Annotated in this window: 14 protein-coding genes; 9 read left to right on the top strand and 5 right to left on the bottom strand. The window is 67.4% G+C overall.

The genetic code is table 11. From position 1 onward, the window contains the following. The first annotated feature begins 102 nt into the window (after window positions 1-102). The 7 genes from aptA (at window position 103) to AC3ITW_RS07155 (ending at window position 8702) form a co-directional block, all read left to right on the top strand. Window positions 103-1455, top strand: coding sequence for an omega-aminotransferase AptA (aptA, locus tag AC3ITW_RS07185; protein WP_489390180.1), 1353 nt, complete (start codon window positions 103-105; stop codon window positions 1453-1455). 63 nt (window positions 1456-1518) lie between these two features. Beyond that, the gene (locus tag AC3ITW_RS07180) at window positions 1519-2397 is read left to right on the top strand and encodes a plasmid replication/partition related protein (protein ID WP_032127886.1); all 879 of its coding nucleotides are present in this window, start codon (window positions 1519-1521) and stop codon (window positions 2395-2397) included. A gap of 118 nt (window positions 2398-2515) precedes the next feature. Then, window positions 2516-3802 (top strand): DUF445 domain-containing protein, encoded by a 1287-nt coding sequence (locus tag AC3ITW_RS07175; protein ID WP_489390179.1) that lies wholly within the window; start codon window positions 2516-2518, stop codon window positions 3800-3802. A 292-nt stretch (window positions 3803-4094) separates the two neighbouring features. Then, window positions 4095-6320 (top strand): TonB-dependent siderophore receptor, encoded by a 2226-nt coding sequence (locus AC3ITW_RS07170; RefSeq protein ID WP_489390178.1) that lies wholly within the window; start codon window positions 4095-4097, stop codon window positions 6318-6320. A gap of 107 nt (window positions 6321-6427) precedes the next feature. Further along, the gene (locus AC3ITW_RS07165) at window positions 6428-6742 is read left to right on the top strand and encodes a DUF3649 domain-containing protein (protein WP_004151582.1); all 315 of its coding nucleotides are present in this window, start codon (window positions 6428-6430) and stop codon (window positions 6740-6742) included. After that, window positions 6739-8376 (top strand): PepSY-associated TM helix domain-containing protein, encoded by a 1638-nt coding sequence (locus tag AC3ITW_RS07160; RefSeq protein WP_100434356.1) that lies wholly within the window; start codon window positions 6739-6741, stop codon window positions 8374-8376. Before AC3ITW_RS07165 ends, AC3ITW_RS07160 begins: the two co-directional genes overlap by 4 nt. Continuing rightward, the gene (locus AC3ITW_RS07155) at window positions 8373-8702 is read left to right on the top strand and encodes a DUF3325 domain-containing protein (protein ID WP_489390177.1); all 330 of its coding nucleotides are present in this window, start codon (window positions 8373-8375) and stop codon (window positions 8700-8702) included. The genes AC3ITW_RS07160 and AC3ITW_RS07155 overlap by 4 nt, the downstream gene beginning before the upstream one ends. An 82-nt stretch (window positions 8703-8784) precedes the next feature. Here the strand turns inward: AC3ITW_RS07155 and rlmKL are convergent, their stop codons facing one another. Beyond that, the gene (gene rlmKL / locus AC3ITW_RS07150) at window positions 8785-10923 is read right to left on the bottom strand and encodes a bifunctional 23S rRNA (guanine(2069)-N(7))-methyltransferase RlmK/23S rRNA (guanine(2445)-N(2))-methyltransferase RlmL (RefSeq protein WP_012510557.1); all 2139 of its coding nucleotides are present in this window, start codon (window positions 10921-10923) and stop codon (window positions 8785-8787) included. A gap of 144 nt (window positions 10924-11067) precedes the next feature. Continuing rightward, a complete protein-coding gene (locus AC3ITW_RS07145; protein ID WP_012510556.1) occupies window positions 11068-11595 on the bottom strand; it encodes an alpha/beta hydrolase in 528 nt (175 codons plus the stop codon). Window positions 11596-11667: 72 nt separating this feature from the next. On the opposite strand from AC3ITW_RS07145, the gene AC3ITW_RS07140 reads away from it, so the two are divergent. Then, window positions 11668-12234 carry an N-acetylmuramoyl-L-alanine amidase gene (locus AC3ITW_RS07140; RefSeq protein ID WP_004151497.1) on the top strand — a complete coding sequence of 189 codons (567 nt, stop codon included), beginning with the start codon at window positions 11668-11670 and terminating at the stop codon, window positions 12232-12234. A gap of 421 nt (window positions 12235-12655) precedes the next feature. Here AC3ITW_RS07140 and AC3ITW_RS07135 read toward each other — a convergent pair whose 3' ends face one another. From AC3ITW_RS07135 to AC3ITW_RS07125, 3 genes are all read right to left on the bottom strand, one after another. Beyond that, complete coding sequence (locus AC3ITW_RS07135) at window positions 12656-13558, bottom strand: sulfurtransferase (protein WP_012510555.1); 903 nt, start codon at window positions 13556-13558, stop codon at window positions 12656-12658. Then, window positions 13555-14358 carry a CoA pyrophosphatase gene (locus tag AC3ITW_RS07130; protein WP_012510554.1) on the bottom strand — a complete coding sequence of 268 codons (804 nt, stop codon included), beginning with the start codon at window positions 14356-14358 and terminating at the stop codon, window positions 13555-13557. Before AC3ITW_RS07130 ends, AC3ITW_RS07135 begins: the two co-directional genes overlap by 4 nt. Window positions 14359-14542: 184 nt before the next feature. Beyond that, window positions 14543-15244: an FKBP-type peptidyl-prolyl cis-trans isomerase gene (locus AC3ITW_RS07125; RefSeq protein ID WP_004151465.1), complete on the bottom strand. Its 702-nt coding sequence runs from the start codon at window positions 15242-15244 to the stop codon at window positions 14543-14545. Window positions 15245-15411: 167 nt separating this feature from the next. Between AC3ITW_RS07125 and AC3ITW_RS07120 the strand changes: the two genes are divergently transcribed. Then, the gene (locus AC3ITW_RS07120; RefSeq protein WP_100434350.1) at window positions 15412-16194 is read left to right on the top strand and encodes an enoyl-CoA hydratase-related protein; all 783 of its coding nucleotides are present in this window, start codon (window positions 15412-15414) and stop codon (window positions 16192-16194) included.

Below are 16194 nucleotides of genomic sequence, written 5' to 3'. Positions count from 1 at the left end.
CGATCCAATGTGCCCGCCGGGCATGGCCCGGCGGACAGCCGCCGCGACCTCGCCGTGACGCGGCTGCGCTACATTCATCGCATCGGACCCGATGGAGCTGGCATGAAGCGTCCCGAAAGCGACCTGCACGACCTGGCCACCCAGCGCCCCGAGTCACTGGACGCGTACTGGATGCCGTTCACCGCCAACCGCCAGTACAAGGCCGCACCGCGCATGCTGGTACGGGCCGATGGCATGCACTACGAGGACGTCGACGGCCGCCAGATCCTCGATGGCACCGCCGGCCTGTGGTGCTGCAATGCCGGCCACGCGCGGCCGCACATCGTCAACGCCATCGTCGAGCAGGCGCGCACCCTGGATTACTCGCCCGCCTTCCAGATGGGGTCGCCACCGGCCTTTGCGCTGGCACAGCGGCTGGCGGCATTGGCGCCGCCTCCGCTCAACCATGTGTTCTTCACCAGTTCCGGCTCCGAGGCGGTGGATACCGCGATGAAGATCGTGCTGGCCTACCACCGCCAGCGCGGCGAGGGCCAGCGCACCCGTTTCATCAGCCGCGAGAAGGCCTATCACGGGGTCGGTTTCGGCGGTATGGCGCTGGGCGGGCTGCCCAACAACCGCAAAGCGTTCGGCCTGCAGCTGGGTCGCGTGGACTACCTGCGGCACACCCTGGACCTGCAGCGCAATGCATTCAGCAAGGGCCTGCCGCGCCAGGGTGCAGAGCTGGCCGACGACCTGGAGCGGCTGATTGCGCTGCATGACGCCTCGACCATCGCCGCCGTATTCGTCGAGCCCATTGCCGGTTCGGCCGGGGTGATCCTGCCCGCGCCGGGCTACCTGCAGCGGCTGCGCGAGCTGTGCGACCACCACGGCATCCTGCTGGTGTTCGACGAGGTCATCACCGGTTTCGGCCGGGTCGGCATGCCGTTCGCCGCACAGCGCTTCGGGGTCACCCCGGACCTGCTGACCTTCGCCAAGGCGGTCAGCAATGGCGCGGTGCCACTGGGCGGCGTGCTGGCCAGCGATGCCGTGCATGCGGCCCTGATGCAGGCGCCGCCGCAGGCCATCGAGCTGTTCCATGGCTACACCCACTCCGGCCATCCACTGGCCTGCGCCGCAGCGCTGGCCACGCTGGAGGTCTATGCCGAGGAGCGCCTGTTCGAGCGTGCCATCGAACTGGGCGAATATTGGCAGGAACGGCTGCACGCGCTGCAGGGCCTGCCCAACGTGATCGACATCCGCAACTTCGGGCTGGTCGGCGCGGTCGAGCTGGCGCCGCGCCGCGATGCCCCCGGCAGCCGTGGCTACGAGGTGTTCCGGCGCTGCTTCCAGGACGGCCGGCTGCTGGTGCGCTGTACCGGCGACATCATCGCGCTGTCGCCACCTCTGATCGTGGACAAGGCACAGATCGACCAGATCACCGGCACCCTGGGCGAGATGATCCGGGCCACCGCCTGAGCCCGGGCCGGCGGTGGCGAGCGGGTACAATGGGCGGTTCCGCTCCTGCTCGCTGCCGTGCCCATGGATATCGTCGTCAAAGAAGAACTCAAGGCCTACATCGACCCGCTGACCGCGGACGAACATGACGCGCTGGAGCGCAGCATCCTGGCCGAAGGCTGCCGCGATGCGCTGGTGCTGTGGGGTGATGTGCTGGTCGATGGCCACAACCGTTTCGGCATCTGCCAGAAGCATGGCCTGCCCTTCAATACCGTGCAGAACACCCGCTTCCAGAGCATGGAAGACGTGCACCTGTGGATGATCGAGCAGCACCTGGGCCGCCGCAGCGTGTCCGACTTCCAGCGCGGCGTGCTGGCGCTGCGCAAGCGCGACATCCTGGCCGCCCGCAAGCAGATCGAGCAGGCGCAGCTGCAGCGCGAGAGCGACGGCACCGCCGAAGCCATCGAGGACGCGGGTGAGGACAGCCCGCCGTGGGAACCGGCACCGAAGATCAGCCGCGCCGAGCTGGCCCGCGAGGCCAAGCTGAGCACCAGCCAGGTCGGCATGATCGAACGCATCCACGCCCAGGCCGCGGCCGAGGTGGTGGAAGCGGTGAAGGCCGGCGTGATCTCGATCAGCGCTGCTGCTGCCGTGGCCGACCTGCCGGAAGACGAGCAGCGCGCCGCTGCCGCCGGTGGCAAGGATGAGCTGAAGCAGGCCGCCAAGCGCGTGCGCGAGTCCAAGCGCAAGCCGCGTGCACCGAAGCCGGAAGCAGCCGAGATGGACTTCGAGGAAGCGGACGAAGAGCAGATCGCCAGCCGCGACGCCGAGGTGCTGTCGGCACTGGAGCAGCTGGGCGAGGATGCCCCGGCGCTGCGCCGCCGCGTGGTCGCGCTGACCCGCGAGAACGACACCCTGCGCGCGCAGCTGGCTGCGTTGCGCAAGCAGCTCGAAGCGCTCTGAACCAACGGGTAGTGCCGGCCGCTGGCCGGCAACCCCATGAACGTTCCGGGTGCGTTGCGCATGCCGGCCAGCGGCCGGCACTACCAGATGCTCATGCCGTGCCGGTTAGACTTCCGGCATGACGCCTGCCCACGATCCGCGCCGCGCACAGCTGCGGCGCCTGAAAGCCCTCGCGCTGGGACTGCTGCTGTTGATGCTGGCCGGTTTCGCGGTCAGCCACTGGCAGGGCGAGCGCGGCATCTGGGCCTGGGTCTCGGCCTTCTGCGAAGCAGCGGCCGTAGGCGCACTGGCCGACTGGTTCGCGGTCGTCGCGCTGTTCCGGCGGCCGATGGGCCTGCCGATCCCGCATACGGCAATCATCCCACGCAGCAAGGAACGCATCGGCGACAGCCTGGCCCTGTTCGTGCGCGACCAGTTCCTTGAACCACAGGTCCTCTTGGCAAAGCTGCAGGTATTCGACCCGGCCAGCCGTCTCGGCAGTTGGCTGGCCGACCCTGCACGTTCGCGGATGCTGGCCGACATGGCCCGCGGCTGGGCCCTGCAGGCACTGGACTTCTTCGACGAAACCGCGGTGCGTCGGCAGCTGCACGCCTTCGTGGTGCAGCAGCTGCGGCAGTGGAATGCCGCCGCCACCGCCGGTGAGCTGCTGGCCCTGCTGACCGCCGATGGGCGCCACCAGCGCGTGCTGGACGAGGGCCTGCAGCGCTTGGGACGCTGGCTGGAGCAGCCGGAAGTGAAGGAGCGCGCCTCGCAGCTGATCGTGCGTTACATCCAGCGCGAGTGGCCGACGCTGTCGAGCACGGTGAACTGGGTCAAGCCGATCGACGAGATCGGCGACAGCCTGGCCGAGCGACTGGCGCGGGCGGTGCTGGAAGAACTGCAGCAGGTGCTGGCCGAGCCGCAGCATCCGCTGCGCCAGGACTACGAGAGCTGGCTGCAGAACTACGTGCAGCGCCTGCGCGAGGACCCGGTCCTGGCCGAGCGCATCGAACAGCTCAAGCAGGAAATGATCGACCACCCCGCCCTGCAGGAGTACGTGCAGGGGCTGTGGGCGCGCATCCATGCCAGCCTGCGTGCCGACCTACAGCGTGAGGATTCGGCGCTGGTCGGGCACCTGCAGCGCAGCCTCGCGTCACTGGGCAGCAGCCTGCAGGCCGACCCGGCCCTGCGCGACGCGCTGAACCAGCATCTTCTGGAGGGCGCCCAGCGCCTCACCGGCCGCCTGCGCGAAGGCGTGACCACGCATATCGCGCAGACCGTGAAGAGCTGGGACGAACGGCATCTGGTCGAACAGCTGGAACTGAGCGTGGGCCGCGACCTGCAGTTCATCCGCTTCAACGGCACCCTGGTGGGCGGCCTGATCGGCCTGCTGCTGCACGCCGCGACGGTGGTGTTCAGGTTCTAGGACCCCATCCGGCAGTCGATCCACGCCCTGCGCAAGGGGCGTAATTCGTCACGCTTGATTAACGAAATGCGAATGCCTATCATTTGCCGATCGGTTGTACGCTTAGCCAAGCGGGGCACGGAAGCACGCACCCACCCGCCCCTTCGCCCGTGTACATCCCCCGACTACCGGGTCGCCCGCACTACACGGGTGGCGCACCGTCGATGGGACTCGCTGGGCGACGTGCGCGGAGCGCACGGCTGCTGCGTCTGCGCATTCCATCGCTTGTTTCGTCCTGCATGGAATCGCACCGATGGCAATGCCGCTGAACCACCCTCGTCCCACTCTGCTGGCCCTGGCCGTGACCGCACTGATGATCGCCCCGCTGGCCCACGCCGACGGCACTGCCGATCCTTCCGCGCGCACGCTGGATACGGTCCAGGTCACCGCTGACGGCGATATCGTCGACAGCTATACGGTCAAGCGTGCCAGCACGGCCACCAAGCTCGGCCTGTCGCTGCGCCAGACGCCGCAGTCGATGACCGTGGTCACCCGCCAGCGCCTGGACGACATGGGCCTGTTCTCGCTGTCCGATGTGATGGGCCAGGTCACCGGCGTGGCGGTATCGGTTACCGACAGCGAGCGCATCAACTACGTCTCGCGCGGCTACAACATCACCAATTTCCAGGTCGATGGGATGCTCAACACCTTCGGTGGATACATCAAGACCAACACCGACAGCGTGATCTATGACCGCATCGAAGTGGTGCGCGGCGCAACCGGCCTGACCACCGGTGCCGGCGATCCCTCGGGCACCATCAACTTCGTGCGCAAGCGTCCTACCGACAGCTTCCAGATGAGCGCCAACCTGACCCTCGGGCGTTGGGGCAACCAGCGCCTGGAGGCCGACCTCGGTGGCCCGGTTGCGCTCGACGGCCGCATCCGCGCGCGCGTGGTGGCGGCCAAACAACAGAGTGACTCGTTCCGCGATGTCTACAAACTGGACAAGGACGTGTTCTACGGCATCGTCCAGGCCGACATCACCGACACGACCCTGCTCGAGGCCGGCTACGAATACCAGTCGCCGCGCACCACAGGCGTGACCTGGGGCGTGGTGCCGTACTGGGGGTCCGATGGCCAGCCCGCCAACCTGCCGCGCTCGACCAACCTGTCCGCCCGCTGGAGCAGTTGGCCGATCATCGAAAAGAGCGCATTCGCACGCCTTGAGCAGCAGTTGGGCAACGGCTGGACCGCGAAGGCCGCCTATACCCGCTCCAAGCGCGAAACCGACGGTGCGGTGTGGTACGGGGCTTCCGGCTACCCGAATGCCGATGGCAGCGGCATCAGCGCCTTCGTCGGCAGCTTCGGCGAGAACGGCGATATGCAGGTGTTCGACTTCAACGTTGGCGGTCCGTTCCGGCTGTTCGGCCGGGAACACGAGCTGGTGCTCGGTTTCGGCCAATCGGTGCGCAAGGGTGAAGTGCCTGCCACCGACACCGCTGCCTACCCGGACAGCTACACCCGTGTACCTGATTGGCACCACTGGAACGGCGACGTCGCGCCGCTGCAGGTCACCCGCCTGGGCTATCTGGCTTCTGAAGACGAACTGCGCCAGCGCGCGGCCTATCTGGCGACGCGCCTGCAGCTGGCCGATCCGTTGACCGCGGTGCTCGGCGCGCGCTACGGCAGCTGGGAAACGCGCACCTGGAACTACACCCATGACGCCGCCGGTCGCCTGACCGATACGCGTCGCAGCGGCTACAAGCCGGACGACTCGCTCACTCCGTATGCCGGCTTCATCTACGACTTCAACCGTTACTTCAGCGGCTACGTCAGCTACACCGACATCTTCCAGCCGCAGAACTACCGTGACCGGGACAACAACTACCTCGAACCGGTGGTCGGTGACATGTGGGAGGCCGGCGTCAAGGCCGAGTTCTTCGACGGTCTGCTGAATGCTTCCGCGGCCGTGTTCAAGGGCCAGAAGGACAACGTTGCCGAGCTCGATGACTCGGTGCCGGAAAACTCGCTGCCGGGTGGGGTCAGTGCCTACCGATCCACCGGCAAGGGCAACAAGGTCAAGGGCTGGGAGATCGAAGCACAAGGCAGCCTTGGTGAGAACTGGAACCTGGCGGCCGGCTTCACCCACACCGTCAGCCGCAATGCGCAGGGCGTGCGCCAGAACACCGTCGTCCCGGTCGATCTGTTCCGCCTCAACGCCAGCTGGCGACCGGGCGGCGCTGAAGGCCGCTTCTGGCTGGGCGGTGGCGCCACCTGGCAGAGCGGTATCTGGAGCCTGAGCAACAAGCCGCGTGCGGATTTCCTGACCAGCGGCAAGCGCGACCGCGTGGCAATCGAACAGGGCGACATCTACCTGCTCAACCTGTCGGCGGGCTATCGCTTCAACGAGAACTTCACCGCGCAGGTAAACGTGAACAACCTGCTGGACAAGAAGTATTACAACCGCGTCGGTTTCTATGACGGCGTGTTCTGGGGCGAACCGCGCAATGTGACGATGACACTGCGCTGGAAGCTCTGACCCTCGATGGATGGCACCGGTTCTGCGACCGGTGCCCGGCCACGGATGGCCAACCCCGGCGCGCTGCGGTGCGCCGGTTCCTTTTCACTGAAACCTGCAGGAATGCCGTGGACCGCTCGCCCGCAACCGCCAGCCCCCGCACCTTCTTCTCCAACCCGCGCTGGAGCGTGTTGTCACGCTCGCTGGCGGCGATCTTCGGCGGCTACGCGCTGGCTTCTGTGACCAGCGTGTTCTGCGCGGTGGCGCTGCCCGGCGCACGTGGCCAGACCGTGCTGACCGGCATGCTGCTGGCCATTCTGGTGGCCGCCTGCGCGGCGCTGTGGGCGTTCGCCACGCGCAGTGCGCTGCGTGCGTGGGTCGGCATCCTCGCCCCCACCCTGCTGATGGCAGTCATCGCGCGCATGCTGGGGGCCTGGGCATGAAGAACGGATTCCGTCAGTCGATGGCCTGGCTGCACACCTGGACCGGCCTGCTGGTCGGCTGGCTGCTGCTGCTGATCTTCATGGCCGGCACGGCCAGTTACTACCGCGAGGAAATCAGCCGCTGGATGCGTCCTGAGCTGCCCTCCAGCAACGTCAGCATCGACGTCGCCGCGCAGCGTGCCGTGGATTACCTGCAGGCCAATGCCGCGCAGGCCGAGAACTGGTTCGTAACGTTGCCGCAGCCGCGCAATCCCGCCATGCAGATGTTCTGGCGGCTGCCGCCGGAGCTGGCCGATCCCAGCCGTGGCCGTCGCGGTGGCTTCGGCGATGCCACACTGGACCCGAACACCGGCCAGGCACTGAAGGCCCGCGAGACCCGAGGCGGTGATTTCTTCTACCGCCTGCATTTTGACCTGCACTACATTCCTGTGCTGTGGGCGCGCTACCTGGTCGGCTTCTGCGCGATGTTCATGCTGGTGGCGATCATCACCGGTGTCATCACCCACAAGAAAATCTTCAAGGACTTCTTCACCTTCCGCAAGGACAAAGGCCTGCGTTCCTGGCTCGATTTCCACAACGTCAGCGCGGTGATGGCCCTGCCCTACCACGCGATGATCACCTACACCGGCATCGTCACCCTGATGATCATGTACCTGCCGTGGGGCGTGAAGGTGGCCTACCCGCAGGACGAGGATGCCTTCTACAGCGAGGCCTTCGGTGGCATGCCGGAGGTGACTACACCTGCCGAAGGCCGCGCCCCCCCGCTGCCGATCGCGCAGCTGCTGGACAGCGCGCGAGCGCATTGGCACGGCGTGGAGGTGGCCGGCTTCACCGTTTCCAACCCGGGCGCGGCCAATGCAGTGATCGACATCCGCCAGCGTGACGGCAAGCGCCTGTCCACCGACACCCCGGCCGTGCGCTACGACATGGTCAACGGCACGTTGCTGGAAGAAACTCCGCCTTCCGGTGGCGCCACCGCCACCCGCGGCGTGCTGTACGGCCTGCACCTGGCGCGCTTCGCCGACTGGGGCCTGCGCGCACTGTTCTTCCTGTCCGGCCTGGTCGGCTGCCTGATGGTGGCCAGCGGCGTGGTGCTGTGGGCGGTGAAGGAACGCCCCAAGCACGCCAAGAGCGGCCGCATCGGTTTCGGCCTGCGCTTGGTCGATGCGTTGAACATCGGCACCGTGGCCGGCCTGCCGGTCGCCTTTGCAGCGTACTTCTGGGGCAACCGCCTGCTGCCGCTGGACATCGCCGAGCGCTCCAGCGCCGAGGCCAACGTGTTCTTCTACGCCTGGGGCGCGGCACTGCTGGCCGCCTTCATCTGGCCGAAGCGGATGATGTGGGCGTGGCAGCTGTACCTGGGCGCAGCCGCGTTCGCGCTGGTGCCGGTGGTCAATGCACTGACCACGCATGCGCACCTGGGCAACACCCTGCGCAACGGCGACTGGGTGCTGGCCGGCTTTGACCTGTCGATGATCGCCTTCGGTGCGATGCTGGCATTGTGCGGTTGGCGCATGCAGCGCTGGACGCCACCGTTGAGCGCGGCCGAGAAAAAGAAACGTGCGGCTGCCGCGGCGGCGCCCAAAACCCCGGTTGACGCTGCGGAAACCGCCGAAGCGGAGGCCAGCGCATGATGTTGCTGGCGTTGACCCTGTCGTTCTCTGCGTTCACCGCGTTGTCGCTGGCGATGGAGAAACACCAGCATGACCTGCATGGCAAGGCCGCGGCCGCGCCGGCACGTCGCACGCAGTGGCGGGTGCTGGGTTGGGCGCTACTGACGGTAGCGTTTGCACTGTGCGTGGTCGACCACGGCTGGGCGATGGGCCCGGTGCTGTGGCTGGGCGTGATGACCGTGGGCGGCGTGGTGTTGTCGTTCGGGTTGTACCCGTACCGGCCGAAGTGGATCGCACCGCTGGCCCTGGCACTGCCCGTGATCGGGCTGCTGGTAGCGGTGCTGTAACGAAAGCCGCCGGGCATGGCCCGGCGCTACCAGGGTCGGATCCCCTGCGCTTCACGCAGGGGATCCGACCCCGAACATCGGCTTACCCCAACCGCTTCAGTTCCCACGCACGGTGGATGCGCGCGTTGCGCTCGAAATCCGGGCCGATGGTGCGCGCGGTGATCTCGCGGCACTGGGCGAATTCGGCGATGGCGTTCTCTTCCAGCTTGAAGCGGCGGAAGTTGTTGGAGAAATACAGCACGCCGCCCGGTGCCAGCCGCGCTACTGCTGCGCGCAGCAGTTTCAGCTGCTCTCGCTGCACGTCGAAGTCGTCGGCACGCGCGGAGTTGGAGAACGTCGGCGGATCGCAGAAGATCACGTCGTACTGGCCGCGGTCGCCTTCCAGCCAGGCCATCGCATCGGCCTGCACCAGCAGGTGCTGGTTGCCGCCCTGCCCGTTCAGCGCCAGGTTGTCGTAGCACCACTGCAGGTAAGTCGCCGACAAGTCGACGCTGGTGGTGCTGGCCGCACCGGCCACGGCGGCCTGCACGCTGGCCACGCCGGTGTAGCAGAACAGGTTGAGGAAGCGCTTGCCAAGCGCCTGCTCGGCCATCATCCGGCGCAGCGGGCGGTGGTCGAGGAACAAGCCGGTGTCAAGGTAGTCGAACAGGTTCACCTGCAGCAGCGCATTGTTCTCACGCACCACGATGAATTCATCACGCTGTTCGAAACGGCCGTACTTGCTGCCGCCCTTGCCGCGCTCACGCGACTTCATCGACACCTGCTCCGGCGGCACGCCGAACACTTCCCGTGCAGCGGCCAACAGTTCGTTGCGGCGACGACGCACGTCGTTTTCCGGAATCGCGGCCGGCGCGGCATATTCCTGCACGTGCAGGAAGGTACGGCGCTGGCCACCGTCTTCCTCGTAGACATCAATGGCCGCCGCGTATTCCGGCAGGTCGGCGTCATAGGCGCGGAAGCAGGTGATGTCCTCTCGGGCGCGCCAGCTCTTGAACTTCTTCAGGTTCTTGCGCAGGCGGTTGGCCACCATCTGCGCGCCTTCGCTCAGCTCACGCGGCTGAGCCGGGTCGCGTCCGGGCACGGCGATCGGGTCGCAGATGATCAGCGCGCATTCCAGCGCACCGTTGAACATCTGGTACTTCTTACCCGCACGCAGGCCAGTGGCAAAGGCCAGCTCGTCGTTGCCGCACAGCAGGCTCGCACGCCACTGCGGCACCGCCTTCTGCAGCGCGTTGCCCAGCGCACGGTACAGCGCCGGATCGGCGGCCAGGCGCTCGTCGTACGGCGGATTGCAGACCACCGCACCGATTTCCTGCTCCGGCGCAGCCAGGTCGGCCACATCGGCGCGGGTGAAACGGATCGCATGGGCGACGCCGGCCACTTCAGCATTTTCGCGCGCGGCCTGGATTGCGGTCGGGTCGATGTCGCTGCCGTGGATGACCGGCTTCAGCGCAGCCAGGCCAGCAGCTTCGCGGTCACGTGCCTCGCTCTGGATCGCCTTCCAGGCGGCCTTGTCGAAACCCAGCCAGCGGCTCGGCGGCAGGCTGCCGTGGCGCATCAGGCCGGGGGCGACGTCGGCGGCCATCAGCGCACCTTCGATCAGCAGCGTGCCACTGCCGCACATCGGGTCCAGCAGGCCACCACCGGCGGCGTGCAGACGCGGCCACTGCGCGCGCAGCAGCAGGGCGGCGGCGAGGTTTTCCTTCAGCGGCGCCTCGTGGGCGGCGCCTCGCCAGCCACGGCGGTGCAGCGAGCCGCCGCCGAGGTCGATCGACAGCGAGGCACGGCCCTTGCGCAGTGACAGGTTCACGCGCACGTCGGGCAGATCGGTGTTGACCGAGGGGCGTTCCAGGCCTTCGTCACGCATGCGGTCGACAATGGCGTCCTTGATCCGCTGCGCGGCGAAGCGCGCATGGGTGATCTTGTCGCCGGACACGTGCGCATCCACCGCCAGGGTCATTTCCGGCTTGATGTGCTCGTGCCACGGCAGGGCGCGCACGCCGTCGTACAGGGCCTGCTCGTCCGGGCACTCGAACGCGTCGATGGGCCACAGCACGCGGCTGGCCAGGCGCGACCACATCACGATCCGCAGCGCCTGCTCCAGTTCGCCCTCGGCGTTGACGCCGGCAATGGTGGCAGTGGCCTTTTCCAGGCCCAGGGCCGACAGCTCATCGGCAAGCAGGTATTCCAGGCCCTTGGCGCAGGAGACAAAAAATTTCACGGGATCGGTTCACAGGTGGTCAGGCACGGCAGGGAGCCGGGCCATTCAAGAAGGAGGGCCGTGGACACGGCCGGCAGGCCCGCGCCGGGGGCGGCGGGGCTGCCATTGTAGTCAATGCGGGCGGGCGCGCCGTGCGCCCGGGCTTCACAGCTGGTGCAGCAGGCGCTCGAAGGCCTGCGCAGAGGCCTCCACATGGCGTTCCAGGCGGTGGCCGTCGTCGACCAGCAGCAGCTGGGCCGAACGCGCCTGGGCCCAGGCAATCACGCCTGCGGCCGGCACCACCTCGTCATGCCAGGCCTGCACCACCGTGGTCGGCACCGGCGCGGCGTCCAGCGCCGGCATCGGGCCCATGGTGGTCGGCGGCACCATCAGGAACAGGCCGGCCACCGGCACCTGCAGCGAGGCGATGGCAGAGATGTAGGCACCCAGGCTGGAGCCGGCCAGCACCACCGGGCCCTGCTGGGCAGCGATGGCGGTGCGTTCGACCAGGCGGCGCAGGCGGGTCGGCACATCGCCCACCCTGCTGACCTCGCTCATCGCATCGAGGTCGGTGTAGTCCGGGCGCTCATGGGTCCAGCCCAGGCGCTGCGCCACGTCGGCCAGCGCGGTGACCTTGGTCGCCTCCGGGCCGCTCTCGAAACCGTGGGACAGGATGCAGTGGCCGCGGCTCATGCGCGCGCTCCATGGGAGCAGGCCGACGAGGAAAGGGAAGGCAGGTTCATGCCGCAATGCTAGCATCGCCGAATGCCCAACCCGCTCCTGCCCGGCCTGCAGCTGCAGCCCCTGCCCTACCAAGACCGCCTGCCGCTGCGCGACCCGGCCACGCTGGAGATGGTGGTGATCCACTGCACCGAGCTGCCCGATCTGGCGATGGCCCGCGAGTACGGCGAGCGCGTGCTGTATGACAGCGGCGCTGGCAACAGCGGCCACTTCTACATCGACCGCGATGGCAGCGTGCTGCAGTACGTGGCACCGGAACGCGTGGCCCACCACGTGCGTGGCATGAACGCACACACGCTGGGCATTGAGCTGGTCAATACCGGCCGCTACCCGTATTGGTTCGACAGCCGCCAGCAGGCGATGGACGAGCCCTACACCGAGGCGCAGCTTCAGGCGCTTGAGCAGCTGTTGCTGGCGCTGGTAGCGCGCTACCCGTCGCTGCGGCGGATTGCCGGGCACGACCAGCTGGACCTGGAGCAGGTGCCGGCCAGCGATGACCCGGCGCTGATGGTGGCGCGCAAACGCGACCCGGGACCGTTGTTCCCCTGGGCGCGGGTGCTGGCGAAGGTGCCGCTGCAGGGGTTGGAGTAAGCAGCAGGGCTGCGCCCTGCACCTGCAGAGGCAACGTCAACGTCAAGAGCTTGCATTCCGTGGGATGGCACGGTGGGTCCGGTTGCGAGGGACGCCGCAAGTACGTCCATGGGGCTTGGCCGCGGCTTGCTCGTGTGCGCTGTCCTGCGCACACGGCAAGACCGGGGTTGGGCGTCCTGCCCAACCCGCCCGAGGCATGCCTCGGGCCCATGCGGCTCACGCCCCCGCAACCGGACCCACCCCGCCTTCGACAGGTTCCCGCTGCTGTTGGTGGGTGCCGACCGTTGGTCGGCACGGGATCGAATCGATTGGAAGGTGCCTTTGTAGAGTCGAGCCACGCTCGACTGCTCTTTGCGTGCAGATCGGGCACAAGGGGGTCAGAGCCGTTTCCCGTTGGGAAACGGATCCGACCCCGCGCGGCTCAGGCGCCGCTGGCCACCGGGCGGGTGCTGTCGCTGACCCAGCCGCTCCAGGAATCGGCATAGATGCGTGCGCCGGACAGACCGGCCGCTTCCATCGCCAGCAGCAGGTGGCAGGCGGTCACGCCGGAGCCGCACATCAGCACCACCTGCTGCGGATCGCGGTTACCGATCACGCCCTGCAGTTCGGCACGCAGTTCCTGTGCATCGCGCAGGTGGCCGTCGACTACGTTCAGCGCAAACGGACGGTTGACCGCACCGGGCACATGACCGGCGACCGGGTCCAGCGGCTCCACTTCGCCGCGGAAGCGCTCGCCTGCGCGTGCGTCGACCAACCAGCCCGGCGCATGCTTCAACCGGGCGGTGATTTCATCGGCATTGGCGATCTGGGTGGTGTCGAAACGGCCCGGGTAAGCCGGCAGCGCCGTTACTTCGCCCTGGCCGGTTGCCAACGCGTGACCTGCGGCCTGCCAGGCGGCGATGCCACCGTCGAGCACGGCCACCTTGCTGTGCCCGATCAGGCGCAGCAGCCACCACAGGCGCGAGGCGGCCATGCTGCCATCGCTGCCGTCGTAGACCACCACCTGGGTGTCGGGACCGATGCCCCACTGGCCGAGCTTCGCGGCGAAGGCATCGCTGTCCGGCAGCGGGTGACGGCCGTGGTCGCTGCGGGTCAGATCCGACAGGTCCCGATTGAGGTCGGCATACACCGCGCCCGGAACATGTCCCGCGAGGTACTGGCCGCTGCCGGCCTGTGGATCGGCCAGCGAGGAACGCGCATCGACCACGCGCACGGCTGTACTGGCGGTGGCACGTGCATCGACCACGCGCACACCTTCGCCCAACACTGCGGCCAGGGTGGCGACATCGACAAGCGTGGTCCACGGCGGATCGATCGGCTTCATTGCACTTGCTCCAAGCGGCGACGCAGGTTGTACAGGATGGCCGCGGTTGCCCCCCAGATACGCTGGCCCGGCCAACCGTACTCGAGGACATGGCGGACGCGGCCGCGATGATTGATTTCGACCTGGCGCAGGTTGTCGGCGGCCATCAGGTAGTCCAGCGGCACCTCGAATACCTCGGCCACTTCGCTGGGCTGCGGCACCGGCACGAAATCCGGATCGACCACCGCCACCACCGGGGTGACCCGGTAGCCGGTGATGGTCACGAACGGATCGAGATAGCCCAATGCCTGCACCTGGCCGGGGGCCAGTGCGATCTCTTCCTGGCTCTCGCGCAGTGCGGCGGCCAGTGCATCGCGGTCATCGGGTTCGGTACGGCCACCGGGGAATCCGACCTGGCCACCATGCGTGCGCAGGGTTTCGGTGCGGCGGGTGAGGATCACCTGTGCACCGTTGGCGCGCGGCACGATACCGGCCAGCACGGCCGCTTCCACCGGCGGTCCCGGCGGCAACAGGTCGATCAGTTCGCTGCGGTTCCAGCCATCACCCGCAGGGGGATCGGCCAGCGGATGCAGCGCGCGCATCAGGCGGTGATGGTCGGCCAGTGAGCCGCGCAGGGATTGCTGGAGCTGTTCGCGCAATGGCTGCACGCGATGCAGGATGCGACTGCGTTCGTCGTCACTCATCGACGACCACCGTGCGATCTCATCGAGATGCCGCCCGCAGCCGGTGCACTGCCGGTCTGGATCCAGCTTGCACACGCCGATGCAGGGACTTGCGACAACACGCGCCGTTTCTTCCATTGTTTGCACTCGGCAACAGTAGCGCGATTACGCTGGATTTGCGCGGATTGAAGATGCGGCGCGCGGCATGCTGGCCGCGAGGCGGACCGTGAACGGTAGAGTCGACTGTCAGTCGACTCTGCAACCGCGCGCAAACAAAAACGCGCCGGTGGGATCACCGGCGCGTTGATGTTGACGCTGTTTCTTACTTGACGCTGACCAGCTTGATCTCGAACTGCACAGCCACGTTCGGCGGGAACGGGGTGCGCGGGTCGGCACCGTAGGCCTGGTCCGGCGGCAGGGTGACTTCCCACTTCGAGCCTGCCGGCATCTGCAGCAGGGTCTCGCGCATGGCCTTCATTTCGACTTCGCTGACCTTGATCGACGGAATCTGCTGGGCCGGGCGGGCTTCGGTCGGGCGCTGGCCGTACGGGAACGGACCGGCCACTTCCAGCTGCACGGTGCTGGCCTGGGTCGGCTTGGCGCCCTTGCCGGCTTCGACCACGCGGTACTGGACGCCGCTCGGCAGGGACTGCACGCCGGCCTTGGCCTTGTTCGCCGCGATGAACTGATCGCTCTTGGTCTTGTTTTCGGCAGCAGCCTTTTCGTACTCGGCCTTGGCAGCCTGGGCACGGCCCTGCTCGCGCTTCTGGAACGCTTCAACGGCCGGCTTCAGCTGCTCGGCGGTGATGGCCGGCTGCTTCTTGGCGTAGGCGTCCTGCAGGCCCTTCACCACCGAGTTGATGTCCAGCTGCTCACCGCGACCGGTCAGCTCCGCCAGGTTGTTGCCGTAGTCGTAACCGAAGTAATAACTCAGCTTGCCCTTCTCGGACGCGATGTCCTGGGCGAAGGCATTGCCCGTCAGGGCCAGGGCCGCGACGGCGACCGCGATAGAACGCAACTTCATCAAACAGTTCTCCAGGGGTGGTAACTCAGGGACGTTCTGCGCCGCCCTGAGGCGACGGGTTAGGATAACGGGCGCAACGTGTAACCGCTACTCACGATGCAGGCTAAGACCCGTCTGCGTTTGCAGAGTTCAATATCACTATTTTTTAACGTTTCTGGAGTTTCCCCGTGGCAGATGCCCTGATCGCTGTCGCCGACGACGGCGCCATCCGCACCGTGACCGTCCAGCGCCCGGACAAGCTCAACGCCCTGAACGCCGCCACCCTGCAGGCCGTGGCCGAGGCGTTCAGCGCCGCCGCCGCCGACCCGGAGGTACGCGTGGTGGTGCTGACCGGTGCCGGCCCGAAGGCCTTCGTGGCCGGTGCCGACATCGCCGAAATGAACACACTCAGCGCGGTTCAGGGACGTGATTTCTCGCTGCTGGGCCAGGCCCTGATGCGCCAGATCGAACGCATGCCCAAGCCGGTCATCGCCCGCGTGAACGGCTTTGCGCTGGGGGGCGGCCTGGAACTGGCCATGGCCTGCCATCTGCGCATCGCCGCCGATACCGCCAAAGTCGGCCAACCGGAAATCAACCTCGGCCTGATTCCCGGCTTCGGTGGCAGCCAGCGCCTGCTGCGCCTGTGCGGCCGCGCCGCCACCCTGGAACTGTGCATGCTGGGTGCTCCGATCAACGCGGCGCGTGCGCTGGAACTGGGCATCGTCAACGAGGTGGTCCCCGCCGCCGAACTGGACAATCGTGTGCAGGACGTCGCGCGCCAGTTGGCGCGTTCGGCGCCGCTGGCCCTGCGTGGCCTGCTTGACGCAGTGCACGTGGGCGGCGAATGCAGCCTGGATGCCGGGCTGGAGTACGAGAGCGCGCAGTTCGGCCTGCTGTTTGCCACCGAGGACATGCGCGAAGGCACCAGCGCCTTCCTGCAGCGCCGTCCGCCGGCCTTCCAGAACCGCTGA

This window comes from Stenotrophomonas sp. KH_052 (genome assembly GCF_057838755.1).
The sequence above is the reverse complement of the archived record's forward strand: the minus strand, read 5'-3'. Positions and strand labels throughout refer to the sequence as shown.

Bases quoted from the DNA above. Each gene is read 5' to 3' on its own strand.
- AC3ITW_RS07170 (WP_489390178.1), top strand. From the start codon at position 4,095: ATGGCAATGCCGCTGAACCACCCTCGTCCCACTCTGCTGGCCCTGGCC.
- AC3ITW_RS07155 (WP_489390177.1), top strand. From the start codon at position 8,373: ATGATGTTGCTGGCGTTGACCCTGTCGTTCTCTGCGTTCACCGCGTTG.
- AC3ITW_RS07140 (WP_004151497.1), top strand. From the start codon at position 11,668: ATGCCCAACCCGCTCCTGCCCGGCCTGCAGCTGCAGCCCCTGCCCTAC.
- AC3ITW_RS07125 (WP_004151465.1), bottom strand. From the start codon at position 15,244: ATGAAGTTGCGTTCTATCGCGGTCGCCGTCGCGGCCCTGGCCCTGACG.
- aptA (WP_489390180.1), top strand. From the start codon at position 103: ATGAAGCGTCCCGAAAGCGACCTGCACGACCTGGCCACCCAGCGCCCC.
- AC3ITW_RS07135 (WP_012510555.1), bottom strand. From the start codon at position 13,558: ATGAAGCCGATCGATCCGCCGTGGACCACGCTTGTCGATGTCGCCACC.
- AC3ITW_RS07160 (WP_100434356.1), top strand. From the start codon at position 6,739: ATGAAGAACGGATTCCGTCAGTCGATGGCCTGGCTGCACACCTGGACC.
- AC3ITW_RS07130 (WP_012510554.1), bottom strand. From the start codon at position 14,358: ATGGAAGAAACGGCGCGTGTTGTCGCAAGTCCCTGCATCGGCGTGTGC.
- AC3ITW_RS07145 (WP_012510556.1), bottom strand. From the start codon at position 11,595: ATGAGCCGCGGCCACTGCATCCTGTCCCACGGTTTCGAGAGCGGCCCG.
- AC3ITW_RS07180 (WP_032127886.1), top strand. From the start codon at position 1,519: ATGGATATCGTCGTCAAAGAAGAACTCAAGGCCTACATCGACCCGCTG.
- AC3ITW_RS07175 (WP_489390179.1), top strand. From the start codon at position 2,516: ATGACGCCTGCCCACGATCCGCGCCGCGCACAGCTGCGGCGCCTGAAA.